Origin of the sequence: Paraburkholderia terricola (genome assembly GCF_003330825.1) — a bacterium.
Taxonomy (GTDB): Bacteria; Pseudomonadota; Gammaproteobacteria; order Burkholderiales; family Burkholderiaceae; genus Paraburkholderia; species Paraburkholderia terricola.
Map to the genome: position 1 here is coordinate 874,049 of NZ_CP024942.1, position 24,648 is coordinate 898,696.

20 protein-coding genes and 1 pseudogene are annotated in these 24,648 nt (G+C 64.2%); 11 read left to right on the top strand and 10 right to left on the bottom strand.

From position 1 onward, the window contains the following. The first annotated feature begins 40 nt into the window (after window positions 1-40). Window positions 41-346 carry a panthothenate synthetase gene (locus CUJ90_RS22460; RefSeq protein ID WP_073428677.1) on the top strand — a complete coding sequence of 102 codons (306 nt, stop codon included), beginning with the start codon at window positions 41-43 and terminating at the stop codon, window positions 344-346. A gap of 118 nt (window positions 347-464) precedes the next feature. On the opposite strand, the gene CUJ90_RS22465 is transcribed toward CUJ90_RS22460, so the two are convergent. From CUJ90_RS22465 to CUJ90_RS22485, 4 genes are all read right to left on the bottom strand, one after another. Then, window positions 465-1,325: a GNAT family N-acetyltransferase gene (locus CUJ90_RS22465; protein WP_114164679.1), complete on the bottom strand. Its 861-nt coding sequence runs from the start codon at window positions 1,323-1,325 to the stop codon at window positions 465-467. A 148-nt stretch (window positions 1,326-1,473) separates the two neighbouring features. Beyond that, window positions 1,474-3,066, bottom strand: a complete 1,593-nt coding sequence (locus CUJ90_RS22475) for an alpha/beta hydrolase (RefSeq protein ID WP_114163963.1) — start codon at window positions 3,064-3,066, stop codon at window positions 1,474-1,476. A gap of 121 nt (window positions 3,067-3,187) precedes the next feature. Continuing rightward, on the bottom strand, window positions 3,188-3,895 hold the full coding sequence (locus CUJ90_RS22480; protein ID WP_114163964.1) for a dienelactone hydrolase family protein: 708 nt from the start codon (window positions 3,893-3,895) through the stop codon (window positions 3,188-3,190). A gap of 143 nt (window positions 3,896-4,038) precedes the next feature. Next, on the bottom strand, window positions 4,039-4,686 hold the full coding sequence (locus CUJ90_RS22485) for a helix-turn-helix domain-containing protein (protein ID WP_073428815.1): 648 nt from the start codon (window positions 4,684-4,686) through the stop codon (window positions 4,039-4,041). A 103-nt stretch (window positions 4,687-4,789) separates the two neighbouring features. Here CUJ90_RS22485 and CUJ90_RS22490 point away from each other — a divergent pair, with 103 nt between their 5' ends. The 4 genes from CUJ90_RS22490 to CUJ90_RS22505 are packed head-to-tail and all read left to right on the top strand — an operon-like array spanning window position 4,790 to window position 9,256. Then, on the top strand, window positions 4,790-6,079 hold the full coding sequence (locus CUJ90_RS22490; protein ID WP_073428680.1) for an MFS transporter: 1,290 nt from the start codon (window positions 4,790-4,792) through the stop codon (window positions 6,077-6,079). Between the two features lie 25 nt (window positions 6,080-6,104). Beyond that, a complete protein-coding gene (locus tag CUJ90_RS22495; protein ID WP_073428816.1) occupies window positions 6,105-7,631 on the top strand; it encodes an amidase in 1,527 nt (508 codons plus the stop codon). A gap of 4 nt (window positions 7,632-7,635) precedes the next feature. After that, complete coding sequence (locus tag CUJ90_RS22500; RefSeq protein WP_073428681.1) at window positions 7,636-7,992, top strand: RidA family protein; 357 nt, start codon at window positions 7,636-7,638, stop codon at window positions 7,990-7,992. Window positions 7,993-8,023: 31 nt separating this feature from the next. Continuing rightward, the gene (locus tag CUJ90_RS22505; RefSeq protein WP_073428682.1) at window positions 8,024-9,256 is read left to right on the top strand and encodes an NAD(P)/FAD-dependent oxidoreductase; all 1,233 of its coding nucleotides are present in this window, start codon (window positions 8,024-8,026) and stop codon (window positions 9,254-9,256) included. A gap of 67 nt (window positions 9,257-9,323) precedes the next feature. Here the strand turns inward: CUJ90_RS22505 and CUJ90_RS22510 are convergent. Beyond that, window positions 9,324-10,076: pseudogene (locus CUJ90_RS22510) on the bottom strand (DUF899 domain-containing protein); the annotation flags it as partial. A 127-nt stretch (window positions 10,077-10,203) separates the two neighbouring features. On the opposite strand from CUJ90_RS22510, the gene CUJ90_RS22515 reads away from it, so the two are divergent. From CUJ90_RS22515 to CUJ90_RS22525, 3 genes are all read left to right on the top strand, one after another. Further along, on the top strand, window positions 10,204-11,424 hold the full coding sequence (locus tag CUJ90_RS22515; RefSeq protein ID WP_073428684.1) for a helix-turn-helix domain-containing protein: 1,221 nt from the start codon (window positions 10,204-10,206) through the stop codon (window positions 11,422-11,424). A gap of 44 nt (window positions 11,425-11,468) precedes the next feature. Further along, the gene (locus CUJ90_RS22520; protein WP_114163965.1) at window positions 11,469-12,110 is read left to right on the top strand and encodes a Vgb family protein; all 642 of its coding nucleotides are present in this window, start codon (window positions 11,469-11,471) and stop codon (window positions 12,108-12,110) included. 291 nt (window positions 12,111-12,401) lie between these two features. Beyond that, complete coding sequence (locus CUJ90_RS22525) at window positions 12,402-13,910, top strand: MFS transporter (RefSeq protein ID WP_073428686.1); 1,509 nt, start codon at window positions 12,402-12,404, stop codon at window positions 13,908-13,910. A gap of 144 nt (window positions 13,911-14,054) precedes the next feature. On the opposite strand, the gene kdgD is transcribed toward CUJ90_RS22525, so the two are convergent. The 3 genes from kdgD to CUJ90_RS22540 all read right to left on the bottom strand — a co-directional run bounded on the left by kdgD (window position 14,055) and on the right by CUJ90_RS22540 (window position 17,849). Beyond that, window positions 14,055-14,972 (bottom strand): 5-dehydro-4-deoxyglucarate dehydratase, encoded by a 918-nt coding sequence (gene kdgD / locus CUJ90_RS22530; protein WP_114163966.1) that lies wholly within the window; start codon window positions 14,970-14,972, stop codon window positions 14,055-14,057. A 53-nt stretch (window positions 14,973-15,025) separates the two neighbouring features. Continuing rightward, the gene (gene gudD, locus CUJ90_RS22535; protein ID WP_083082238.1) at window positions 15,026-16,375 is read right to left on the bottom strand and encodes a glucarate dehydratase; all 1,350 of its coding nucleotides are present in this window, start codon (window positions 16,373-16,375) and stop codon (window positions 15,026-15,028) included. A 145-nt stretch (window positions 16,376-16,520) separates the two neighbouring features. After that, entirely contained in the window at window positions 16,521-17,849 is a 1,329-nt protein-coding gene (locus tag CUJ90_RS22540) for an MFS transporter (RefSeq protein WP_073428689.1), read from the bottom strand. A gap of 408 nt (window positions 17,850-18,257) precedes the next feature. Between CUJ90_RS22540 and CUJ90_RS22545 the strand changes: the two genes are divergently transcribed. From CUJ90_RS22545 to CUJ90_RS22555, 3 genes are all read left to right on the top strand, one after another. Beyond that, window positions 18,258-18,971: a FadR/GntR family transcriptional regulator gene (locus CUJ90_RS22545; RefSeq protein ID WP_073428690.1), complete on the top strand. Its 714-nt coding sequence runs from the start codon at window positions 18,258-18,260 to the stop codon at window positions 18,969-18,971. A gap of 51 nt (window positions 18,972-19,022) precedes the next feature. Further along, window positions 19,023-19,841, top strand: coding sequence for an alpha/beta fold hydrolase (locus CUJ90_RS22550; RefSeq protein WP_114163967.1), 819 nt, complete (start codon window positions 19,023-19,025; stop codon window positions 19,839-19,841). Window positions 19,842-20,232: 391 nt separating this feature from the next. Beyond that, entirely contained in the window at window positions 20,233-20,460 is a 228-nt protein-coding gene (locus tag CUJ90_RS22555; RefSeq protein WP_073428692.1) for a hypothetical protein, read from the top strand. 101 nt (window positions 20,461-20,561) lie between these two features. Here CUJ90_RS22555 and CUJ90_RS22560 read toward each other — a convergent pair whose 3' ends face one another. Both CUJ90_RS22560 and CUJ90_RS22565 read right to left on the bottom strand, forming a co-directional pair. Next, entirely contained in the window at window positions 20,562-22,790 is a 2,229-nt protein-coding gene (locus tag CUJ90_RS22560) for an NADP-dependent isocitrate dehydrogenase (RefSeq protein ID WP_114163968.1), read from the bottom strand. A 421-nt stretch (window positions 22,791-23,211) separates the two neighbouring features. Beyond that, window positions 23,212-24,219: a TauD/TfdA family dioxygenase gene (locus tag CUJ90_RS22565; RefSeq protein WP_114163969.1), complete on the bottom strand. Its 1,008-nt coding sequence runs from the start codon at window positions 24,217-24,219 to the stop codon at window positions 23,212-23,214. Between the last annotated feature and the right edge of the window lie 429 nt (window positions 24,220-24,648).

Consider the following 24,648-nt stretch of genomic DNA (forward strand, 5'->3'; position numbering starts at 1 on the left):
TCCTTAAGAAGCCCTTTTGGGCATCCACAAGGAGGATGACATGCGCATGCTTCTGAACATACGAATTCCGCACGAACCGTTCAACACGATGGTGCGCGACGGCACCGCCGGCGAGGTGCTGGCGAGAATACTCGAGGACGCAAAACCGGAGGCCGCCTATTTCACCGAACAGAACGGCGCACGCGGCGCGGTGCTCGTGGTGAACGTCGACGACGCATCGCAGATTCCGGCATTCGCGGAACCGTGGTTTCTGAAATTCAACGCCGACTGCGAGTTGCGGATCGCGATGCTGTCAGCCGATCTCATGAAATCCGGGCTGGAGAATCTCGGCACGAAATGGCAATAGCGTGGATCGCGGCGTAGAACCGCGCACAGCGTCATGCGCTTGCCGTCCGCGGTTCGTTTGAGACCATGTGATAGGCCGCCGACGGCAACGCAAATCCAAACGAACCGCCGCGCGCCGATCATCCGAGTTCGAACGAAGTCACGCCGAATACGCGTTCAATGGATAGCGCCGGAGCTTGCCGCGTATACATCCGCGCGGTTTCGAACACGCTCGTCATGCCGCGCCGTTCGGCCAGCGCGAGCGCCGCCGGGTTGGTCTCGGGTACGTCGAGAAAAATCGCCTCACCCGGCATGCGCGCCGCCAGCGCGTCGAACAGATCGCCTGCTATGTCGTCGCTATCGGCGAAGAGCGGGCCGATCTTGCAGCCTGTCCGGCAACGGCGCATGACACCGTAGCCCGCAATCTCGCCTGCTTGCATTGCAACCCATGCAGTCGCATCGGGTTGCGCAAGCCATGCCGCGAGAAAACGCTCACGCGTGGCGGGAAAGCACTGTCGATCGTAATCGAGCAGCCGCTCGAAGGGCAGCGCCGAAGCATTCAGCAGAGTCGAACGCGTCGCCGCGCGCTGGTCGATCTTTTGCGCGACGCCCTGAAAGCGGATGTTCCGATACGCCAGCCGAAAACCGGACTTGCCGTAATTCGCCTGCTGAGCGACAACGCCGTCGAGACCGACGTTGCGATTGCGCAAGTAGTCCATGCCGTGGCGCCAGATGCGCATGCCGAAGCCCTTGCCGCGACACTCCGGCTTCACGATATAGAGCCCGATGAACCCGAAGTCCTCGCCGTAGGCGACCGCGGAGATGCACGCGACCGGCTCCCCACGCCACTCGCCGATGAAAAAACCCTGCGGATCGGCCGCGCGAAAGCATTCGGCATCGTGCAGGCCGGGGTTCCATCCTTCGAGCGCCGCCCATTCGACCGCTAATGCAACCTCGTGCGCCGACATCGTGCGCACGATGAAATCATTCTGCTCGTTCATGCTGGTCATGATCGCCTCGTTCTTGAAACACAGGGTTTTCCGCTGCATGTTCTATCGCGTGAGATGCCGGAAATCGCTCGGCGACATGTCATAGGCCCGGCGAAACGCGCGGCTGAAATCCGATGCGCTGTTGAAGCACCGCGCCCGTTCAAAACTTCGCGAAGAACGCCCGCGCGGCAATCATGCAAAACGACGCGACCAGTCCACCATGATACGAGCGCAGCACCGCGGATGCGCCGCCGTCCGTCGCGCCCCCGGCGACAGCCTCGCTCGCGAGCGCCGCCTTTGCATTCGCGAAACCCTGCTTGACGGGCGCGTAGGGATCGTCGGCTCCGGTGGCGGCCGAGTCCACGTCCAGTACGGAAGTGAGCCCGGCCGGCACGTTCGCGTTCAGCCAGTACGCCTGTTCGATGCGTGCGTTGAAGAAAAACACCGTGGGGTCCGCCTCGCCCCCGCACAGCAGAACCGGCGCACGCGGCGACCAGTTGCGCAGGTCGTTGCGCTTGAATGCCCGACGCAGCGGATGCGCCGGATTCGCTGCCGGCGTCATGGCCGCTGTCGCATTGGGGAACGCGCCATCGGGATTGGCGGCGGCGTCTTGCAACAGGCCTAGACGGTACGCGTTGCGCACGAGGTTCGCGTCGCCGAATCCGCCGGCGAACACGGGCGTCAACGCGGACGGCGTGAGCGGCGGTGAAGCAGGCGGCGTCATCGAGGCGAACTGCGGCGCGGGAGGAACACGGCTGAAGAGCTGCGCGGACGGCAGTTTTCGCTGGGCGAATAAGGTATCGAGCGGTTGCGTGGTGGGCAGAAGATTGTCGATGTCCGGCGCGTAAGCCGCTTCGAAGAAATCGCCGGGCGTGCGGTAGATATTCTCGTAAGCGCGCTGGTAGCCCGTTACGGTCAGTGTCGTGAACAGCGTCGAACCCAGGTTCACGTCGCCTTCGATCAGCGCGTCGGCCATCGCGGCGAGCGCATACGGCCCCGATCCCGGCGCGGACGCCGTCACCTCGACGCCGGCCGCTTGCAGCGCGCGGTGCGTCGCGAGCGCGACGAAACCGCCTTGCGAATAACCGGTGATGAACAGCTTGCCGTTCTGACGCACGCCGCTTGCCGGTTTCGCATCGCTCATCGCGAGGCGTGCCGCGCGAAGCGAGTCGATCACATCGGCGGATTGCTGATCGGCGTTCAGATAAGGGTGATACGGCAGATCGGAGCCGGCGTAGCCCGCATAATTCGTCGCCACCACGATATAGCCGTGCGCCGCGTAGGTGGCGGCAATGGCGAGGCCCTCGCCCGCGCCGCCTCGATTGCCCGGATCGGTTTGCGTAATGTCGGCGAGGTTGTAGTTTCGGTAGGCGGTGGTGCCGTGCGCATAGAGCATCAGCGGACGCGGCCCGCCACACGCAGCGGAAGACCCCTCCGGCATCATCAACGCACCGCTTGCCGTGGTGGGCTCGCCCGCGCCGCCGATGGTCCGGTAGCGGAAGTACACGACCTCGACGCCGCAAACGGGCGCGCCGGCGATCTGCGCGAGTTGCCGGCCGGACGGATTCGCTTCGAGCAATTTTGCAAACGCCGCCGCGCTGAGCTTCGCGGTGACGTGGTGATCGAGCAATTGACCCCGGGTCTTGTCGCTGCATCCCTTACCGCACCCGGCGCCGGCCTGCACGTGAACACAGGCGCCCAGCATGAAGCACGTCAGCAGCCCGAGAGCGGCGTTTCGCATTGCTACAGCCATGTGAGGCTCCGTCTTGTTCGTATTTGCTGCGACGAGGCGGCCTTACAAAAGGGACGAAGGGACCAACGGGACCAACGGACAAAAGCGACGCGGCCAGCGGCGCACCGGCTCGCGCGCCGCTTTACTTCCAGAGCGTGCGGCCGAAGAAAGTCAGCGTGCGATCCCAGGCCTGCTGCGACCAGACCGGATCGAATTGCGTAACGGCGATACGGCCCGGCCCGACCGCCGTTTCGTTCGCGAACGCATGACGCGCGAGATAGCGATGAAACTCGACGTCGACCTTGGCCTCGATCAGCTTTTTCTCCAACGCGTCGACCGTTTCAATGGAGAAAGCCTCGTCTTGCGTGGCCCAATGACCCATGACCGGTGCCTTGATCTTCGACGCGTCGATGTATTCGAGCGGCGGAAAGCCGTACCACACCACGCCGGCCGAAACATCCGGCACATTGCATAGCGCGAGCAACGTGAGCGCACCGCCCATGCAATAGCCGGTCACGCCGACGTTCGCCGCGTGCTGCTTCAGATACTGCACGGCGCCGTACACGTCCTGACTGGCGGCGTCGCCGAAATCGAGGCCGCTCATCAGATGGTGAGCCTCTTCTTCTTCCACCGTCGTTTTGCCGCGAAAGAGATCGGGCACCAGCGCGAGGTAGCCGGCCTGCGCGAGCCGGTCGGCCACGCCGCGAATCTGGTCGTTCAAGCCCCACCACTCCTGAATCACGACGATGGCGGGCGCGCCCTCCAGCTTCGTCGGCTTGGCGAGATAGCCCTGCACCTGCTTGCCGTCGGGGCGGCTGAAGGTGATCATCGAACCGTGTGCCTGTGTCATCACTTGCTCCTTGAGGTAGACCGAATCGCTAGCATAGCGGATGCGTCCAGGCGCTTCAGCCTCGCTGCCATATCCGGCCGGTTCGCCCCGATCCGGCCTCGTTCCGCTCTCGTTCCGCTCTCGTTCCGCTCTCGTCCCGCCAGTCAGATCGCGCCTTTCGGCCGATGCTCGTCCGTATCGACGCAGCACACCAGCACCTCCGCATCCTCCTTGCCGAGGCTCAGGTAGATGTGCCCGACCGAGCTGTCGAAGTACAGGCTGTCGCCGGGCGTCAGCTTGAACGCCTTGCCGTTTTCGAAGCGCAATTCCAGCTTGCCGCTCAGCAGAAACACGAACTCCTCGCCCGAATGCCGGATGTACTCCGGAAAGTCCGACACGGCGCGCGCGTGAATATGCGCGCGCATCGGCACCATTCGCTTGCCGGTGAGGTTGTTGGCGAGCATGCCGTACTCGTAGTTCGGCGTGTCGTAGATTTCCTGCTTGCCGGCGGGCGTGAACGACGGCTTCATCGCGCCGCCCGCCTGCTTGCGGCGCCGCCCGAAAATCGCGTCGAACTCCAGTTCGAGCGAATGCGCGAGCGCCGCGAATTTGTCGTAGGTCAGCGCGATGTCGCCGCGCTCGGCCTTCGAGATCGTCGACACCGCAATGCCCGAGCGCTCCGACAATTCGCTCAGCGTCATGCCGCGCGCCTTGCGCGCCTGGCGCAAGTGCCCGCCCACCAGCTTGTGGTCGAGCGCGGGCGGCGCTTCATGCGCGTTCGCGTCCGGTTGTTTCATCACTGCCTTGGCCATCTTGCTGGATTCCACGCGGAAATTTTCTCGCATACGAGAATTTATTTTTTCTCGTATATGATAACTCACGTCGATTCCACCCTTTTCCTGTGGGAAGCTCATTGTGTCCACGCTCGCACTCAGCAAGTCCGGCCTGACGAAAACTCACGTCATCACCGCCACGACGATCGGCACCGCGCTGGAGTTTTACGACTTCACGATCTACAGCTACTTTGCGATCCAGATCGGCCAGTTGTTCTTTCCGGGCGCATCGCCGGTCAATCAGTTCCTGCTGTCGATCGGCGTGTTCGGCGTCGGTTTCGTGGTGCGGCCGCTCGGCGGCATCGTGATCGGCGCCTATGCGGACCGCGCCGGCCGCAAGAAGGCGATGGTGCTCACCATCATGCTGATGGCGCTCAGTTGCGCGATGATCGCCTTCGCGCCGACTTACGCGGTGGCGGGCTTCGTCGCGCCGTTCATCGTGCTCGCGGCGCGTCTGATCCAGGGCTTCGCGGCCGGCGGCGAATTCGGCCCCGGCACCACGCTGCTGGTGGAATACGCAACCGACAGCACGCGCGCCTTCTTCGCCAGTTGGAACTTCGCGGCCACGGCGGCGGGGCTCGTGCTCGGCGCGGTGGTCGCGACGCTGGTCAACGGCTTGCTGCCGAAGCAGGCGGTACTCGACTGGGGCTGGCGCATTCCGTTTCTGCTCGGCATCGTCGCCGCGCCCGCGGGCATGCTGATCCGCAAGCGGCTCGAGGAAACGCTGGCCGAGCGCAAGCCCGGCGAGGCCGCGCCGCGCGGCGCGTTGAAAGCGGCGCTGACCACGCATCTGAAGCTGACGATCCTCGGCACCTTCGCGGAACTGGGCGGCTCGGTGTCCGTCTACATCACCGCATTTTTTCTGCCGAGCCATGCGGTGCGCTCGCTGCATCTTTCGCCCACGGCTTCGGTCACGTCGGGCATCGTCAGCTCGCTCGTGCTGTTCGCCGCCGCGCCGTTCGCCGGCATGCTCGCGGACCGCTTCAGCCGCAAGCGCGTGCTGGTGACATCGCGTGTCATCATGCTGCTGCTCGTCTATCCCGCGTTCGCGTTTCTCAGCGCGCATCCGTCGATCACGGCGCTGTGCGTCGTCTCGGGGCTGCTCGCGGTGTTCGTCGCGGGGCAGATCGTGCCGGTGCTGGTGATGATCCCCGAACTGTTTCCCAAGCATGTGCGAGCGACCGGCATTGCGTTGACGTATGTCGTGAGCGCATCGTTCTTCGGCGGCTTCTCGCCTTTTATTGCAAGCTGGCTGGTCGCACGGACCGGCAATCCGCTCGCGCCGGCCTGGTACGTCGCCGCCGCGTGCGTCATTTCGCTGGTGCCGGTGATCTGGCTGCGGGACCGTACCGGCGAAGCGCTCGCCGAATGAATCGAATGCGATGAACGAGGATGCAATGAGTCACAACCATGAGTTGGTGGGCCGCAGCGCGGTCGAACTGCGCCGGATGATCGGCGCGAAAGAGATTTCGCCGGTGGAGTTGCTCGAAGCCTGCATCGAGCGCATCGAGGCGGTCAATCCCGCGGTGAACGCGGTCACCGCGACGGACTTTCCCGCTGCCCGACAAGCCGCGAAGCGCGCCGAAAAGCAGGTGCTCGACGGCGCGCCGCTTGGGCTCCTGCACGGTTTGCCGGTCGGCGTGAAAGACCTTGAGAACACAGCCGGCCTGCTCACGACTTACGGCTCGCCGATGTCGCGCGGCAACGTGCCGACACAGGACGCCGTGCTCGTGCAACGGCTGCGCGCCGCCGGCGCGATCGTCACCGCCAAAACCAACGTGCCGGAACTCGGCGCGGGCGCGAACACGCGCAACCCGGTGTGGGGCGCGACCGGCAATCCGTTCAATACCGCGTTGAATGCGGGCGGCTCGTCGGGCGGCTCCGCGGCGGCGCTCGCTTGCGACATGCTGCCGGTTTGCACCGGCTCGGACACCGGCGGCTCGCTGCGCATTCCCGCGTCGAAATGCGGCGTGGTGGGTTTTCGTCCGACGCCCGGACTCGTGCCGAACTCGCGCAAGCTGGTGGGCTGGACGCCGATTTCGGTGGTCGGGCCGATGGGCCGCAGCGTCGCCGAAGCGTGCCTGCAACTCGCGGCAACAGCCGGCATGTCCGCGGGCGATCCGTTGAGCTTTCCGGTCGATCCGCTTGGCTTCGCGATGCCGGAGAACATCGACCTCGGCGCGCTGCGGGTCGGCTGGACGGAAGACTTCGGCAGTTGCGACGTGGACGACGAGATCCGCCAACTGTTCCGCGAACGCATCGCGCTGATCGCGCCGTCGTTCCGTTCCTGCGACGAAGTGCGCTTCGATCTTGGCGACGTGCACCGCTGCTTCGACGTGATCCGCGCCGAGAGTTTCGTCGCCGGTCTGCACGAGGCCTACACGCGCGACCCGAACCAGCTCGGCCCGAACACGCGCTCGAACTACGAACTGGGCGCGGCCATGAGTCTCGCGGACAGCGCATGGGCGCAAGCCGAGCAGACGCGCATCTTCAAGCGCTTCCAGAGCGCGTTCGATCAATACGACGTGATCCTCTCGCCGACCACGCCGGTGTCGCCGTTTCCGTGGCAGCAGTTGTACGCGGCGCAGGTCGGCGGGCGCGAGCAGGACAACTATTACCGCTGGCTCGCGCTGACCTACGTCGTCACGTTGACCACGCACCCGGCGCTGTCGCTGCCGTGCGGCGTCGATCAGGCGGGCATGCCGTTCAGCATGCAGATCGTCGGACCGTTTCATGGCGACCGCAAGACGCTCGCCGTCGCGCACGCCATGGAGCAGGTCTTCGACCAGTCGCCGGTGCTGCGCCGCCCGTGCCCGGATCTGTCAAAGCTCGCGCAGCCGAATCCGTCGCTGAAGTCGATCGTGACTTCGCCGCCTCTTTTCAACGAGTCCGGCGCGCAAGGCGCCGGCGTTTCAACGGTATAAAACCATGTCGAACGAAATCAAACGTCTGCAAACGAATGCGCGCATGAGCCAGGTGGTGATCGCCAACGGCGTCGTTCATCTGGCCGGCCAGGTGCCCGACACGGCGAACGTGTCCATCACCGAACAGGCAAACGAAGTTCTCGCGCGGATCGACCTGTTGCTCGAAGCGGCGGGCGTGGATCGCACGCGGCTCGTGTCCGCGAACATCTGGTTGAGCGATCCGAAGCACTTCGCCGAATTCAACGCGGTGTGGGATGCGTGGGTGCCGCAAGGTCATGCGCCGACCCGCGCCTGCGTGCAGGCCTTGCTGATGAAGCCCGGTTGCGATGTCGAAGTCGCGGTGACGGCGCTCGCGGCATAACCGGCAACGTGTGAGTTCGCTGATGACGAGAATGAAATTCGACACCGTGGTACTCGGCGCGGGCATCGTGGGCGTGTGCGTCGCCGTGCATCTACAGAAGCGCGGACGCCAGGTCGCGCTGGTCGATCGCAAGCTGCCCGGCAACGAGACTTCGTTCGGCAACGCCGGGTTGATCCAGCGCGAAGGCGTCTATCCGTATGCGTTTCCTCGCGGACTCGGCAGCTTGCTTCGCTATGCGCGCAATCGGTCGCCGGATGTTCGCTACCATGCCGACGCGATGCTGCAAGCCGCGCCGTTCCTGTGGCAATACTGGCGCAATTCGCATCCGGCGCGGCACGCCGCGATCGCGAAGTCGTACTCGACGCTGATCGAACACTGCGTCAGCGAGCACCGCGCGCTGGCGGCCGATGCCGGGGCAAGCGCGTTATTGCGGCCAAGCGGCTGGATCAAGGTGTTTCGCAGCGAAGCCGTGCGGGATGCGGAAACGCGGCTCGCTGAACAGTGGCATCGGGAATACGGCGTCGATTTCGAATCGCTCGACGCCGCCCGCCTGCAACAGATGGAACCCGATCTCGACACGACCTTGCTCGGCGGCTTGCGCTATACGGCCTCCGATTCGGTGAGCGATCCGCATGCGCTCGTCACCGCGTACGCCAGGCATTTCGAGTCGCTGGGCGGGCGGTTTTTGATTGGCGATGCGAGTTCGCTGCGCGACGGTTGGGAAGTCGACACGAACGACGGCACGATCGCGGCTTCGTCGGCGGTGGTTGCGCTGGGTCCGTGGTCGGATCGCGTGAGTTCGCGGCTCGGCTACCGGCTGCCGCTTGGCGTCAAGCGCGGCTATCACATGCACTATGCGCCGCGTGGGCAGGCTCGTTTGAATCACCCGGTGCTGGATGCCGAGAAGGGCTACCTGCTCGCGCCGATGGCAAAAGGCATTCGCCTGACCACAGGCGCGGAAATCGCGCGCTGCGATGCGCCCAGGACCCCGACGCAACTCGCCGCGGTCGAGCCGGTCGCGCGCACGCTGTTCCCGTTGGACAAGCGCCTCGACGACGAAGCCTGGATGGGGCGCCGCCCTTGCACGCCCGACATGATGCCGATAATCGGACCCGCGCGAAAACATAAGGACTTGTGGTTCGCGTTCGGCCATGCGCACCACGGGCTGACGTTGGGTCCGGTCACGGGCCGGTTGATCGCGGAGATGATGACCGGCGAAGATACCTTGGTGGACACGCGGCCGTTCAGGGTCGAGCGGTTTTAGACGCGGGGGTTAAAAGCGCGGGTTTGGAAGCGCGCTTTATGAACTCTTCCCGTACAGCGGCAAGACCCTCGCTTCGAGCACGCCACCACACGCCCGTCTCGTTGCGCCCCAGCGGCGCGCGATCGAGCCACTGATACATGCCCCACAGCCCGTCCAGGCCGCGCGCATAAGTGGAATACGTGTGATAGACGACACCATCCTCCAGCACGAACGCGCTCATGCCGGGCCGGTCGCGCGAATACGTCGGGGCGTCGGTTCCGCAGGTGGCCGCGAACTGAACGACCGGCTCCGGGGCCGGCGTCGCATCCATCGCATGGCCGCCGCGCTGATAGTTGTATTCGACGCTGCCTTCGCGCTGCTGCGCCTCCGTGAATGAAACGTTGACGTCGAAGTTGAAGTCGCTGCCGAGCGACGACGCCCACGGAAACGTCCATCCCATTCGCTCTTTGTACGCCTGCAGCTTCGCGAGCGGCGCGCGCGACACGGCCGCAAGCGCGACATCGTGATTCGCGAGGTGAACGACGAGGCCGTCGAATCCGTCCGCGATCGCCGAACACGACGGACATCCCGCCTTGTAGTCCGGCCCGAACATGAAGTGATAGACCAGCAGTTGCGAGCGTCCTCTGAAGAGATCCGCCAGCGAGGCGCTGCCTTCATCGGTCTCGAAGCGATACGCCTTGTCGATCCGCACCCACGGCAATTGCTGACGCCGCCGCGCCAGTTCATCGCTTTGCCGCGTCAGCGCCTTTTCCGCTTCGAGCAATTCGAGCCGCGCGGCCAGCCACTCGTCTCGTGTCCCGGTGATGTGTTTCGTCGTCATGCGTCTCTCCTTGATGTCCTTCGCCGTTCGCGCGGTGCTCGCCACGAAATGCGGGTTGGGGTCGTGCTAGATTAGTCGCCGGCTTCGGACACGGGGAGTGACAAGTGTGGCGCGATTCGAATAAATCATGGACTCGCTAGTCACGGCCGCGGCGCGCGCGCTCGCCGCAGGCGATCCGCTCGGCGCGCTGAACCGGGTTGCCTTGCGCGACGACGCACCCGCGCTCGCGCTGCGAGGCATCGCGATGGCGCAGCTCGGCGATCTCGTTCGAGCGAAGGCGCTATTGCGAAGCGCGGCGCGCGCCTTCGGCGCGAGGGAGCCGGTATCGCGTGCGCGCTGCGTCGTCGCGCAAGCCGAAATCGCGCTCGCTTCGCGTGACCTGGCCTGGCCCGCCAAAGCGCTGGACGCGGCGCGCGTCACGCTCGAAGCGCACGGCGACCGCGTGAACGCCGCGCATGCGCGGTATCTGGACGTGCGACGCCTTCTACTGATCGGCCGTCTCGACGACGCCGAGCGTGCGCTCGCCGCGCTCGACCCCGAACCCTTCCCGCCCGCGTTGCGAGCCGCCCACGAACTGGTCGTGGCGGGGATCGCGATGCGGCGCATCCACACGCAGGCGGCGCGCGCCGCCCTCGCGCGCGCCGTGCAGGCTGCGCACCGCGCAGGTATTCCCGCGCTGACGGCGGAAGCGGAAAGCGCGTCGCGCATGCTGAACACGCCGGCCGCGCGGCTGCTCGCGCATGGCGAAGAGCGGCCGCTGCTGCTCGATGAAGTCGAAGCGTTGCTGGCGTCGAAAGCGCTCGTCGTGGACGCATGCCGTCACGTCGTGCGCCATGAAGACGCCGTGATCTCGCTGGCAAGCCGTCCGGTGCTATTCGTGCTTGCCCGGGCTCTCGCCGAAGCGTGGCCGGCTGACGTGTCGCGAGACACGCTCGTCGCCCGCGCATTCAGGGCGAAGCTCGCCGACGAATCACATCGCGCGCGCTTGCGCGTGGAACTCGGGCGGTTGCGCTCGTTGCTTCGACCGGTGGCCGGCGTAAGCGCGACCAAGCGAGGCTTCGCGCTGGCGCCGCGTCACGCGCGCGAGGTCGTGGTGCTGGCGCGGCCCGTCGAGGACAAGCACGCGGCGACGCTGGCCTTGCTCGCCGACGGCGAATCGTGGTCGAGTTCAGCACTCGCGTTGGCGCTCGGCGCCAGCCAGCGCAGTGCGCAGCGGGCGCTCGATTCGCTCGCGGCGGCGGGCAAGGCGCAGTCGTTCGGAAAGGGGCGCGCGCGTCGCTGGATCACGCCGCCCATGCCGGGATTCACGACCACCTTGTTACTCCCGGCTCCGTTGCCGGGCGATTAGGATGGCCACATGAACCACCCGCAACCGTCGACGAGGATGAAACCATGAACCGATCCGCAGCTGAAATCGTGAATGAATACGGGCCCTTTCCGGGCCTAGAGAGCGTGCATGGCGTCACTTACGACGGTCAGCACGTATGGTTTGCCACCGGCGACAAGCTGAACGCCCTCGACCCGGCGAGCGGCAAGACGGTGCGCTCGCTCGAGGTCGCCGCGCATGCGGGAACGGCCTTCGACGGCGAGCATCTGTTTCAGATCGCCGAGAGCCGCATCCAGAAAATCGATCCGGCGACCGGCCGCGTGCTCGCCACGATCCCGGCGCCCGGCGGCGGCGGTGACTCGGGGCTTGCGTGGGCCGAAGGAACGCTCTGGGTGGGGCAGTACCGCGAGCGCAAAATCCATCAGGTCGATCCGGAGACAGGGGCGGTGCTTCGCACGATCGAGTCGAACCGTTTCGTCACGGGCGTGACGTGGGTCGACGGAGAACTTTGGCACGGCACGTGGGAAGGCGACGAGAGCGAATTGCGGCGAATCGATCCGCGCACGGGCGAGGTCGAGGAGAAGGTTCAGATGCCGGCCGGCGTGGGCATCTCGGGGCTCGAATCCGATGGCGGCGACCGGTTCTTCTGCGACGGCGGAAGCAGCGGAAAGGTGAGAGCCGTTCGCCGGCCGAGGCGAGGCGCGTAGGCAGGCAGCAGGTCTGTTCGCTCGACGGCCAAGCGCGGGTTGGTGGCGCGGCGGTCACCGCGTTGTTGCTTTTCACATTGGCGCAACGCGGTTGTCTGTTTCCTCAGACTGAATAGTTTCAGATAAGGGATAACCCGTATAATTGTTGTCAAGAAGTCAGACAACAAGAAGACGCGAGTCGTCGAGACCGCGGGCCGAGCCTGGCCCCGCAGCGTCTTCCCTGAAAAACTATTCTCCCGATCCGTGAACCCAACAGCGACTGCCCTGCCTTTCCGAAACGCCCTCTTCGCGATGCTCGGCATCGGTCTCGTCAATATGCTGGTCGCACTGGATCAAACAGTCGTCAGCACCGCGCTGCCCTCGATCGTCGCCGAGCTGCACGGCTTCGAGTACTACGCGTGGATCGCCAGCGCCTATCTGCTGGCGTCGGTGGTGACGGTTCCGGTATTCGGCCGGCTCGGCGACTACTTCGGCCGCAAGCGTTTCGTGATCGCCGCGGTCATCACGTTCACGGTGGCGTCGGTGCTCTGCGGCGTCGCCAACGACATGCTGTTTCTGGTGATCGCGCGCGGCCTGCAAGGCATCGGCGGCGGCATGATGGTCGGCACGGCGTTCGCGTCGATACCGGATCTCTTTCCCGATCCGCGCGCGCGGGTTCGCTGGCAGGTGGTGATGGCGGCCGCGTATGGCATCGGCACCGCGGCGGGGCCGTCGCTCGGCGGCTGGATGAGCGAGCACTGGGGCTGGCGCTCCACCTTCCTGATCAATCTGCCGGTGGGCGCCGCGGCGCTCTATTTCATCTGGGCGCATCTGCCGAGCTTCCGGCGTCCGCACGAAGGCGAGGTCAAGATCGACTGGCTCGGCGCGGCGCTCGTCGCCGCCGTGTTGGGCGGCCTGCAGGCTTTCATCGAAGCGGTGCCGAAAGACGGCCTGACCGCCGGCAATCTCACGCTGGCGGCATGCGTGATCGTCGGCACGATTGCATTGCTGGTGTGCGAGAAGCGCGCCACGCATCCGATCATTCCGCTCGACCTGTTCAAGGACGGCCAACTGGTCACGCTCTTCACGCTCGGCATGCTGTCGGGCTTCGTGATGTTCTCGCTGATCTTCTTCGCGCCGCTGCTGCTGCAAGGCGGCTTCGGCCTCTCGCCGCAACAGGCCGGTTTGCTCGCCACGCCGATTGCCGCCTGCATCGCGCTCGGCAGTCTGCTGAATACGCGCATCGTCATTCACATGAAGAAGCCCACGCGCATTCTGTCGATCGGCTTCGCGTTGCTGCTGTTCGCGTCGGTTGCGTTGGCGTTCGCCAATCCGGACACGCCGCACCTGTGGCTCGAATTGCCGATGGCGGCGGTCGGCATCGGTCTGGGTTTCATCCTCAACAATCTGAATGTGTTCGGGCAGGAGATTGCCGGGCGCGAGCGGTTCGGCATCACGACCGCGCTGCTGCAGTCCACGCGAATGGTGGGCGGCATGTTGGGCACGAGCATTGTCGCGACGGTGGTGTCGCATCATTACCGCAACGTGGTCACGCGCACGATGAGCGTGCTCGGCGAGCCGGCCACCTCGCAATGGCTGCCGCGTTTTGTGGATCTGCGTATTCTGATCGATGAGGAACTGCGCCTGAAGCTGATCGCGGATATGAAGCCTTCGGGGCTCAACACGCTCGCCTTGATCGATACGGCTCGCGATGCGCTGGTGCAGTCGATTCATATCGGCGTTTGGCTCACCGCCGTCGCGGCGCTTGCCGCTGCGCTGCTCGTGCAGCGGATCTCGCACGTCGTGTTTCGACGGAGTTGAGCGTGATGGACTGGCCGCTGCGGTTGAGCGGCTAAGCGCTTGCGGTCACGTCTCGCTACGACAGGTCGACGCGACGCCATTGCGGCGGCGTGACGCGCGCCGGACGTTTCGTCGCGGCGCGTCCAGAGATAGCGACCGGCCCGCTTACTGCGCGCCGAGCTTCTTGATGAGGGCGTCGAGCTTGTCCATTTCTTCCTCGGTCAGATCGGTCAGCGGCGCGCGCACCGGACCGGCGCTGCGGCCCACCAGCTTCGCGCCCGCCTTCACGATACTCACCGCGTAGCCCGCGCGGCGGTTGCGGATCGCGAGGTACGGCAGGAAGAATTCATCCAGCAGTCGCGACGTGGTCGCGTGATCGTCCGCGGCAATCGCGCGATAGAACTCCATCGCGGTCTTCGGAATGAAGTTGAATACCGCCGACGAATACACCGGCACGCCCAGCGCCTTATAAGCCGCCGCATAGACTTCCGCGGTCGGCAGGCCGCCGAGATAGGAAAAGCGATCGCCCAGACGGCGGCGGATCGTCACCATCGCTTCGATTTCACCGACGCCGTCCTTGAAGCCGATCAGGTTCGGGCAACGCTCCGCGAGACGTTCGAGCATGTCCGCGTTCAGTTTCGAGTTCGCGCGGTTGTAGATGATCACGCCCATGTTCGGCACGGACTTGCAGACTTCTTCGGCGTGCGCGGCGATGCCCTCCTGGGACGCTTCCGTGAGGTAGTGCGGCATCAGCAGAATGCCGTTCGCACCCAGACGCTCCGCTTCCCGCGCGTATTCGATCGCCACGCGCGTCGGGCCGCCCGCGCCGGCAAGAATCGGCACCTTGCCCTTGCAGACTTCGGTCGCGGTGCGCACCACGTTCGTGTAGTCGCTCCTGGTCAGCGAGAAGAATTCGCCCGTGCCGCCCGCGACGAACAGCGCCGAAGCGCCATAAGGCGCGAGCCATTCGAGACGCGCGGCATAGGTGTCGGCACGGAAATCGCCGTTCGTATCGAAGTCGGTCACGGGGAAAGACAACAGGCCTTCGGAAACAATCGCTTTGAGTTCTTGAGGTGAGGTCATGGTGTGATTAAGGTCAAACGTAGATAAGCGCCGCCGTTCAAATCGCCGGCGACTCAGCGCACGAGACAGGGGCGCTTGTTGTCGAATTTCCAGTTGGGAATCAGGTACTGCATGGCGACGCCGTCGTCGCGCGCGCCCAGGCCGTGTTGCTGATACAGCGCGTGCGCCTTTTCGATCTCGTCCATGTCGATCTCGACGCCGAGTCCCGCCGCCTGCGGCACCTTCACCTTGCCGCCGACGATTTGCAGCGGATCGCGCGTCAGACGCTGGCCGTCCTGCCAGATCCAGTGCGTGTCGATCGCGGTGATCTTGCCGGGCGCCGCGGCCGCGACGTGCGTGAACATCGCGAGCGAAATGTCGAAGTGATTGTTCGAATGCGAGCCCCACGTGAGACCCCAGTCGTTGCACATCTGCGCCACGCGCACCGAGCCCTGCATGGTCCAGAAATGCGGGTCGGCAAGCGGAATATCCACGGACTGCAACTGGATTGCGTGACCCATCTGACGCCAGTCGGTGGCGATCATGTTGGTGGCCGTCGGCAAGCCGGTCGCGCGACGGAATTCCGCCATGACTTCGCGGCCCGAGTAGCCGTTTTCCGCGCCGCATGGGTCTTCCGCGTAAGCGAGCACGTCGTGCTTGTCGCGGCACAGGCGAATGGCTTCCGCCAGCGACCACGCACCGTTCGGATCGAGCGTCACGCGGGCATCGGGAAAGCGTTCGGCGAGCGCCGTCACGGCTTCGATCTCGGCGTCGCCGGGCAGCACGCCGCCCTTCAGCTTGAAGTCGTTGAAGCCGTAACGCGCCTGCGCCGCCTCGGCGAGACGCACGACCGCTTCGGGCGTCATCGCTTCCTCGGTGCGAACGCGCTCCCAGTCGTCGCGCCCTTCAGCGCCACTCGCGTACGGCAGATCGGTCTTGTTGCGATCGCCGATATAAAACAGGTAGCCGAGCATTTCCACTTCGTCGCGTTGCTGGCCTTCGCCGAGCAGGGCCGCAACCGGCACGCCGAGATGCTGGCCGAGCAGGTCGAGCAGCGCGGCTTCGAGCGCGGTGACCGCGTGAATGGTGGTGCGCAGATCGAAGGTTTGCAGGCCGCGCCCGCCCGCGTCGCGGTCGGCGAACTGCGTGCGCGCCTTGTTCAACATTGCTTGCAGATTGCCGATCGACTGGCCGACCACGAACGGACGTGCATCGTCGATCGTCTTGCGGATGCTCTCGCCGCCGGGCACTTCGCCGACGCCGGTATGGCCGGCGCTGTCGCGCAGAATGACGATGTTGCGCGTGAAGAACGGGCCATGCGCGCCGCTCAGATTCATCAACATGCTGTCACGGCCGGCAACGGGGACGACGCGCAATTCGGTGACCGTGGGTGTGGCGTTCAATTGAGTTGTGTTCGTTGGCATAAGAATGGAAGCGGTTGAATGAGTGGGGCGGCAGGGCGAGGATCATTGCGGCGCGCGTTCGCGTTCGCCTTCGCGTTCAACACCCGTGCCGGAGGGAAAAGGAAAGCGCGCGCTTCATGATCGGCGGTTCCAAAGATCATGGTAGTCAATGCGCCTTGCTGTGGAGAACCTCCGGCAGCACGTCGCGATTGACCCGCCGATTGCGCGTCAGGAAACCGGCTGCCGCCGCGATCAGCGAAGCCACGCCCAACGCATAAAGACCGCCGGTAATCGAGCCGGTGTGCTGCTGGAGATAACCGAACGTGGCCGGCGCGAAAAACCCGCCGAGATTACCCACCGAGTTGATCAGCGCGATCACCGCGGCGGCCACGCGCGCATCGAGATAGCCCTGTGGAATCGGCCAGAAGAGCGAAGCCGCCGCCTTGAAGCCGATTGCCGAGAAGCAGATCGCGACGAACGAGAGAACCGGATTGCCCGAGGTCGACGCGAACAACCCGCATGCCGCGATGACGAGCGCCACCGCCAGCCACGCCTGCTGAAAGCGCCACTTCGCCGACAACATAGCAAAGCAGTACATCGCCACCATCGCGATCAGCCAGGGAATCGCATTGAACATCCCGACCTGGAAATCGGACAGCCCGCCCATCTTGCGAATGATCGTCGGCAACCAGAACGTGGCCGCGTAAATGGTCAATTGAATCGAGAAATAGAGGAAGCAGAACAGCAGGATCTGCGGATCCTTCAACAGTTTTATCGCGGGAAGATGCGCGCTGCCGGCGGCCTCGCGCTCGGCTTGCTCCGCCGCGATCGACGATTCGAGCGCGTGTTGTTCGTCAGCGGTCAGCCACGATGCGTCGCGAATGCGCGACTTCAGCAGCATCCAGCTCACGGCGCACAGCGCGACCGAGAAACCGCCTTCGATGAGGAACATCCATTGCCAGCCGTGCAGGCCGAGTCCGCGAATGGACAGCAGACTGCCGGTGATCGGTCCCGACAGCACCGACGCCAGCGCGGAGCCGCCAAGGAACACCGCGATGGCCTTGCCGCGCTCTTTTTGCGGAAGCCATTGCGTGAAGTAGAAAACCACGCCGGGGAAGAAGCCGGCCTCGGCGACGCCGAGCAGGAAACGCAGCACGTAGAAAGACGTGTCGTTCCATACGAAGGCCATGCCGGCCGCGACGAGCCCCCATGTCCCCATGATGCGCGTCAGCCATGCGCGCGCACCGTACTTCTGCATCAACACGTTCGACGGCACCTCGAACAGCGCATAGCCGATGAAGAACAAACCGCTTCCCAAACCATAGGCCGCCGCGCCAATGCCGAGATCGGTCTGCATGTGGGCGTTCGCGAAGCCGATGTTCACGCGGTCGATGTAGTTCGCGATGAACATGATCAGGAAAAGCGGCAGCACGTGCCGCTTGACCTTCGAGACCGCGGAGTCGAGCGGGTTCGTCGTGGTGAGAGCTGGTGTCAAGGGTGGTCTCCGATTGGGGCCGTCAAGCGGCCTGATGTCACGTCACGCGGCGGGTGTCCTGGTGGGATCGCGCCTCGCCGAATTTGTGATACGTTGTCCGACGACAGTCTACAATTTTCGATACAACGATTCCAATGCGGTGTTTACCCTGCCTTCATATGGGCTAAGGCTCCCTGTTGCGACACGCGACAATGGAAAACATCTCGAACTAAGACGTCCGATGACATTTGCGATTCTGCTACCATCCGCCCCCGGGCCTTTGCAGCCCCTCGGCTCATTTCCGGCCGAGAACCCGCGTCGCGATGCACGCGTCGTTCCCAGTTATGATGGCGACGTTGAGCCGTCCAATGAGGCCGCTCGCCCGCGCGTCCTGCGCATTTCCAGTCGATTAGCCAACAAGTCCCAGCAATGAGCAGCCTAACTGAGAAGGTGGTGGCCACCCTTTCCGATGAAATCCGCCGCGGCGCGCTGAGGCCGGGAGACCGCATCCCCACCGAAGTCGCGATGATGAAGCAGCTCTCGGTGAGCCGCTCCGTGGTCCGCGAGGCAATTTCGCGCCTCCAGGCGGCCAAGGTGGTGGAGACGCGTCACGGCATCGGCACATTCGTGCTGGCGCCGTCCGCGGAAAAAACCATGCAGTTGCCCACCGCCGATCTGTCCAACATGCTGGACGCGATGGCGATCATCGAATTCCGTATCGACGTGGAGGCCGCCTCGGCGGCGCTCGCCGCGGCACGCCGCACCGAGCAGAATCTCAAGCAGATCCGCGGCGCGCTGGAGCGGTTCGAAGCGGAACTCGAGCGCGGCAGCACCGACACGCTCGCGCACGACATCGAGTTCCATCTGCAAATCGCGCGCGCCAGCGGCAATCGCTATTTCTTCGATGTGCTCAGTCAACTCGGACGGTCCGTGAGTCCGCGCACGCGGCTCGGCTCGGCGGAGATCGCGGAGCTCGACCATATCGAGCACCTGCGCAATGTACTCAACGAGCATCAGATGATTTATCGGGCGATAGAACGTCAGGACCCGGACGACGCGCGCGCCGCCATGCGCATGCATTTGAGCAACAGCCGCGAAAGACTGCGCCGCGCGCATGAGTTGAGCAAGCCGGGCGGGCAATAAGTCGTTCCGCGCGATTATCTGGCGGCTCCAACGGCAGCGGAGACAACAGCGATGGAACCCACCACGGAATCCCACGACGACAACCTCGAACAGTTCGAAGCACACGGCGCGCCGCCGCTGCCCGTCTCGAACGATCATGGCTACGTCGAGCATGAAGGGGCGCGCATCTGGTACGCGTCATATGGCGTCGGCGCGCCGGTGATTCTGCTGCACGGCGGCCTCGGGCACAGCGGCAACTGGGGCTACCAGGTGCCGGCGCTGCTTGGCGCGGGACATCGCGTGGTGGTCGTCGACAGCCGCGGCCACGGCCGCAGCACGCGCGACGCGCGGCCTTACAAGTACGAGTTGATGGCATCCGACGTACTCGCCGTCATGGATGCGCTGCAAATCGCGCGCGCCGCCATGGTGGGCTGGAGCGACGGCGCCTGCATCGCGATGGTGTTGGGCATCACGGCTCCCGAACGCGTTGCGGGGGTGTTCTTCTTCGGCTGCAACATGGACCCGAGCGGCACGAAGGAATTCGTGCCGACACCGGTGATCGATCGCTGCTTCAGTCGGCACGCCAGAGACTATGCGCAACTCTCCGCGACGCCTCGCGACTTCGACGCATTCGTCGGCGCGGTCAGCGAGATGATGAAGACCGAACCTAACTACGGCGCTCACGATCTGGCTCGGATCGAGGTGCCCGTCGCGGTCGTGCTGAGCGAGCACGACGAGTTCATCAAGCGGGAACACGCCGACTATCTCGCGCAGAGCATTCCAGATGCGGAGTTCGTTCTGCTGCCGGGCGTGAGCCATTTCGCGCCGCTACAGAGGCCGGCTCAATTCAATCGAGTGATGCTCGGCTTTCTGCGCCGTTTGCTTTTCTGATCGCGGACGGCGAGGGCAAGCCGCATGACTTTGCTTTCGCGCTGCAACGCTTCCCCGCAAGACGCCAATATTTCACGATGCGGCATGAGCCATTGCTTCGTAAAAAGTCGTGGTGCGTGGCACAAACCGGCCATTTCGCAATGCCGCCCCACGTTGCACATCGCGGAACAAAGCCTGCAAGCCATTATTTTTAAACAAAATTTTTAGATGGAATTAGCCGTCGAACACCGGCTTGCGCCGCTGCCCGCTGACGTAGACTCCTTTACATGAGTCGGCGGTTCAGGTGGTCAAGCCGGGTTGACGAGACAAAAGCGCAGTCACGCCGTCTCCGGCCGAACGCAGGAAGCCGTCCCGACCTCGCGGTTTTTAATTGGCAATTGGGAGACTAAAAATGAAAGGCTTTCGCTTTGGCTCGACCCAGGGAGCGTTCTACATTTTGCCGGGGCACGGAGGTTGGGAAGCAACCTACGGCAACGAGACGCTCGGAGAGTTTTCCAGCCCGCAACAGGCTGCCGATGAAGTCGCACGCGGCTTGACCTGCCCGCATCTGTCCGAGGTGGATACGTCGACGCTGGAAATTCCGGAAAAACTCAGCGACTGGGAAATCGTTCACGTGTGATGCCCGGCATGACTGGCCATCACCTGAAGGCGGAAACGACGATGGCGCTCGAGAGCGCCATCGTCATATCTACTGCCTGCTTCAATGCGTTACTTCACGGCTTAGGCAACCGCATCCACGATCTTGTTCAGCGTGGCGCTCGGGCGCATGGCCTTGCTCGTGAGCTCGACATTCGGACGGTAGTAACCGCCGATATCCACCGGCTTGCCTTGCGCCGCAGCCAACTCCGCGAGAATCTTCGCTTCGTTGTCGGCCATGGCCTTTGCCACGCCGGCGAACTGCGCCTGCAGCGCGGCGTCCTCGGTTTGCGCGGCCAGCGCTTCAGCCCAGTACATCGCGAGGTAGAAGTGGCTGCCGCGGTTGTCGAGACCGCCCACCTTGCGTGCCGGCGACTTGTCGTTGTCGAGGAACTTGCCGGTTGCCTGATCCAGCGTTTTCGCCAGAATCTGCGCCTTCGGGTTGTGGTACGCGTTGCTCAAATGTTCGAGCGACGCAGCCAACGCCAGGAATTCGCCGAGCGAATCCCAACGGAGGAAGCCTTCCTCGACCAGTTGCTGAACGTGCTTCGGCGCCGAACCGCCTGCGCCCGTTTCGAACATGCCGCCACCGGCCATGAGCGGGACGATCGACAGCATCTTCGCGCTGGTGCCGAGTTCCATGATCGGGAACAGGTCGGTCAGGTAGTCGCGCAGCACGTTGCCGGTCACCGAGATCGTGTCTTTGCCGGCGCGGATACGCTCCAGCGAGAACTTCGTGGCTTCGACCGGCGTCATGATGCGGATGTCCAGACCGCTGATGTCGTGGTCCTTCAGGTACTGCTCGACCTTCTTGATGATCTGCGCATCATGGGCGCGAGCGGAGTCGAGCCAGAACACGGCCGGCGTATTGGTGGCGCGCGCGCGGTTCACCGCGAGCTTGACCCAATCCTGGACCGGTGCGTCCTTGACCTGGCACATGCGCCAGATGTCGCCGGCTTCCACCGCTTGTTCGAGCAGCACCGTGCCGGCTGCGTCGATCACGCGGACCACGCCGTTCGCCGGAATCTGGAACGTCTTGTCGTGTGAACCGTATTCTTCGGCGGCTTGCGCCATCAGGCCGACGTTCGGCACCGTGCCCATCGTGACCGGGTCAAAAGCGCCGTTCTTCTTGCAGTCTTCGATCACAGCCTGGTAGACGCCGGCGTAGCAACGGTCCGGAATCACCGCCTTGGCGTCGTGCAGCGCGCCGTCCGCGCCCCACATCTTGCCCGACTCGCGAATCATGGCCGGCATGGAGGCGTCGACGATCACGTCGCTCGGCACGTGCAGGCTGGTGATGCCCTTGTCAGAGTTGACCATGGCGAGCGGCGGGCGCTGTTCGTACTGCGCCTTGATGTCCGCCTCGATCGCTTCGCGCGTTTCGGCCGGCAGGTCTTTCAGGCGCGCGTACAGATCGCCGATACCGTTGTTCGGGTTGAAGCCGGCTTGCGCGAGCGCGTCGGCATGCTTGGTGAGCACGTCTTTGTAGAACACCGAGACCACGTGACCGAAGATGATCGGATCCGACACCTTCATCATGGTGGCTTTCAGGTGCACCGAGAACAGCACGCCCTTGCTCTTCGCATCGGCGATTTCCGCTTCGATGAAGCTGCGCAGCGCATTCCTGGAGAGCACCGAAGCGTCGATGATCTCGCCCGCCTGCACCGCCGTCTTTTCTTTCAGGACCGTCTTGCTGCCGTCCGCGGCCGCCAGTTCGATCTTCACGCTGCCCGCTGCCGCGATGAGCGCGGACTTTTCGCTGCCGTAGAAATCGCCGCCGCTCATGTGCGAGACGTGCGACTTGGAATCAGCCGACCATGCGCCCATCTTGTGCGGATGCTTGCGCGCGTAGTTCTTCACCGACAACGGCGCGCGGCGGTCCGAATTGCCTTCGCGCAGCACCGGGTTGACGGCGCTGCCCTTGATCTTGTCGTAGCGCGCCTTGACGTCTTTTTCCGCGTCGGTTTTCGCTTCGTCAGGATAGGACGGCAGCTTGTAGCCCTGATCGCGCAGTTCGGTGATCGCCGCCTTCAGTTGCGGCACCGACGCGCTGATGTTCGGCAGCTTGATGATGTTCGCTTCGGGACGCGTGGTGAGTCCGCCCAGTTCCGCCAGATCGTCGGAGCCCTTCTGTTCCGCGGTCAGGTAGTCCGGAAATGCAGCGATGATCCGGCCGGCAAGCGAGATATCGCGCGTTTCAACGATCACGTCGGACGAGCGCGTGAACGCCTTGACGATCGGCAGCAGCGAGTAAGTCGCCAGCGCGGGGGCTTCGTCGGTCAGGGTGTAGATGATCTTCGGCGGTGTGGACATGTTCAATGCTTTGCTAGGTGAAGTGAGGGACAGAGCGTGGATAGCGCTGAGCCAGCGAATTCGCGACGAAGCAGCAAAAACGCAGCGCAACCCGCAGCACTACTTTTTACGGCCCGACCGAGAGTATATGCGCGTTTTCCTCGACTCGCTGCTAAACAAACATATCCCGGAAACATGCCCGACAGGCAAAAGCCCCGCCAGATAAGGCTTTCAGGCGAATGCCCTATGCCGAAATTCAGATGTCTTATAGAGGACTTGGGCGGTGAAACCGATGCCCGCCTGCGAATTGCTCGCATATTGGCCGCCTGGGCCATTGGTCGCGCCGGGGGCGTTCCGAGCCGCGCCCGGACCAGCGGGGCAAGTCCCGCGAAATCCCACGACGAGCGCTTCGAGCCGCTGGCGCGGCCGTCCGCGTGACCGCTTATCCCCGGTCCCGGCCTTCGCTGTGGCTCTGCGCCATCGCCACGACGACCTTGCGCGGTCCTTCGAACGGATCGCGCGCGTGCGCGGTCAGCATGTTGTCGAGCATCAGCACGTCGCCCGTCCGCCACGGAAACACGATCCGCTGCTGATCGAGCACGCCGCGGATTTCGGCAAGCGCCTCGGCCTCCAGCGGCTCGCCGTCGCCGTAATAGACATTGCGCGGCACGTTTTCGAGCCCGACCGAATCGATCAGCGCCTCCTGCATGTCCTCGTCGAGCGATGACAGGTGGAACAGATTTGCCTGGTTGAACCAGACAAGCTCGCCCGTGCGCGGATGACGCGCCACCGCCTGGCAGCGTTCGCGCGTGCGCAACAGCAGTTCGCCGTCGTCGCTGTCGCGCCATTCGCATTCGATGCCGCGAGTCCGGCAAATGCGCTCGACCACGCGCGGATCATCCGAGCCGAAAGCCTGCTCCCACGGCAGATCGAGCCCTTGCCCGAAGTTGCGCACGTAAAGCAGCTCACGTTTGGCAAAGCGCGCGACGAGCGCCGGATCGAGCGCGCCGTGGATCGCGCGGCTGTCCGCAATCGGCGTCGCGCCGCCCGAACGCGCGGCGAGCGCGCAGTGAAACCAGATGCGCAGCGGCCATTCGCGCGTGTACGACTGCTCGTTATGCAACGGAATCGAGCGATGCGGCGGATATTCGGTCGACGTGTAGACCGCGCCCTCCACCTGGCTGCGCGGCGTCGACGCGAATTCATAGCCGATCAGCGGATGCCCGAACGAGCCCGCGAAGCTTTGAAAGGCCTCGATCGAGTCCACGCGAAAGCCGGTGAACAGCACGCCGCCCGCGTGCTCCAGCGTGTCGTCGACGATCGCATGCAGCAGCGACGCAGCCGCTTGCAGAGAAATCTCCGCGCCGGCGCGCGGCGAGACGACGGTCGGCAGTCCCGGCTCGATCGAGAGATCGGCAAGGGTGATCTGCGGCATCGAAAGCGTGGTCATAGGGGATCCTTTTGCGTGAGCGATGGGGTCGGCGGCGCGCCGAAACAAGCGAGGCATCCGGCTTGCGGACCGCTCACGCCGGCTGCGTCGCGCGAGCCGGCTTGAAACGCGGGCGGACAGGCGGTTCCGGCATCGAGAACCGGCGTGGGTGTCGTTGCCAAAGGCTCCCGTCGAATCAGCACTTCGGCCATGAATTCGCTCCGCGTTCTCAAAGGACAGGGCATCAATCTAGCCCAAATGCGAACCGTTCTCAACAAAGACCTCGAATGTCCTGCTGAATCGCATGGTTTTGGCGCTCGACCGTCGGCTTTATGTGGCCGCGTTCGTGGTGTTTGGGCGCTTCACCGCCGTAGTTGGCCGCTTCGTTCGCCCGCCTCATTTGCCCGCTTAATCCAACCGCGCAACATCAAAGGCACGCGAGCAGCCGAT